This is a genomic window from Streptomyces sp. NPDC058375, assembly GCF_042723425.1.
In the GTDB taxonomy this organism is placed as follows: Bacteria; Actinomycetota; Actinomycetes; order Streptomycetales; family Streptomycetaceae; genus Streptomyces; species Streptomyces durocortorensis.
In genome coordinates, this window is record NZ_JBHXJG010000488.1 from 1 (window position 1) to 1,516 (window position 1,516).

Here is a 1,516-nt window from a genome sequence, read left to right on the forward strand (position 1 = left end):
GGCCGGGGTCCGTGGCCCGGGTCCTCGATAGGATCCCGTCCGGGCCCTGACCGCAGGTCACGGGTCGTTCAACAGTCGCTGAAGCAGGGCGACTTACGCCGTTCGTGCGCCGTTGCGCCACCAGCGTTCCGACGACCGGCGGTCGAAGTCCCCGGAACACCGAGTGAGTGGAGTGCCAGTCATGCGTGGAGGCAGCGTCGCCGTGGTCGGCGGCAGCATAGCGGGATGTGCCGCGGCCCTGGCCGCGTCGCGCGGCGGGGCCGAACGGATCACCGTTCTGGAACGCGCCGACGCCCGGCTCCGGGACAGAGGCGTGGGCATCGCCCTCCACAGCGACCGGTACGACGAGCTGCGGGACGCCGGATACGTCGCCCCGGAGATGCCCTGGGCGTCACTGACCCGGCGGGTGTGGAGCGTGCGAGACGGCGAGGCCGACCACGGCCGGGCCGTGGGAGAGCAGCCGTTCCCCTTCCGCGCCTACAGCTGGGGCTCGTTGTGGAGCGAACTGCGTCGCCGGGTGCCTGAAGGGGTGTCCTACCGGTCCGGGGCCGTGGTCACCGGCGTCGAGCCGGACGCCGAGGGCGTGACGCTGCGGCTCGCGGACGGGCACCGGGAGCACTTCGACGTCGTGATCGGCGCGGACGGATACCGCTCCGTCGTCCGCGAGGCCATGTTCCCCGGCGCGGACGCCACGTACGCCGGATACGTCGGCTGGCGCGGCACCTCGCCGGACGTCGCGGGCCTCCCGGCGGACGGCCACGACGCGCACAACATCGTCTTCCCCGGCGGCCATTGCATGATCTACCGCATCCCGGACGGTGCGGGCGGACACCGGCTCAACTGGGTTCTCTACACCGCGCCTCCGCGGACCGACGGCCTCCACCCGGACCTGCGGACCCCCACCTCCCTGCCGCCGGGCCGGCTCAACTCCGAGCTCACCGGGCGTCTGCGCGCCCTGGTCGCCGAGCACTTCCCGCCGTACTGGGCGGCCCGCGTGCTCCGCACCCCCGCCGAAACCACCTTCATCCAGCCCATCTACGACCTGGAGGTGCCCCACTACACCTCGGGCCGGATGGTGCTCGTCGGCGACGCCGCCAGCGTCGCCCGGCCGCACATCGGCGGCGGCAGCGTGAAGGCGCTCCAGGACGCCACCGCGCTGGAGGCCGCCTGGGTGGCCGGGGACAGCTGGAAGGAAGTCCTGGCGAACTACGACGCCCGGCGCGGGCCGGTCGGCGCGGCGATGGTCGCGCTCGCCCGCCGGATGGGCGACGCGCAGGTCGAGAACACGCCCGACTGGTCCGCCATGGACCAGGCCGCGTTCGACGTGTGGTGGCAGGAACAGAACAGCGGATCCGACCGGCGCAGCGGCTTCGGCGGGCACAGCATGAAGGGCCGGTAGGCACGGGGGCGGGGGGGTCGGGGGGGGGGGGGGCGGGGACGGGGGGGCCGTGGTGGGCGGCGGGGTCGGCGGGGGCGGGGTCGGCGGCGGGGCGTCCTCGACCGGCACGATCGTGCC

The 1,516-nt window shown here is 74.3% G+C and carries 1 protein-coding gene; it reads left to right on the forward strand.

All coding sequences use genetic code 11. The features are described 5' to 3' along the window. Positions 1-181 precede the first annotated feature (181 nt). Positions 182-1,399: an FAD-dependent monooxygenase gene (locus ACFWM7_RS35255; RefSeq protein ID WP_383268861.1), complete on the forward strand. Its 1,218-nt coding sequence runs from the start codon at positions 182-184 to the stop codon at positions 1,397-1,399. The last annotated feature ends 117 nt before the right edge of the window (positions 1,400-1,516 follow it).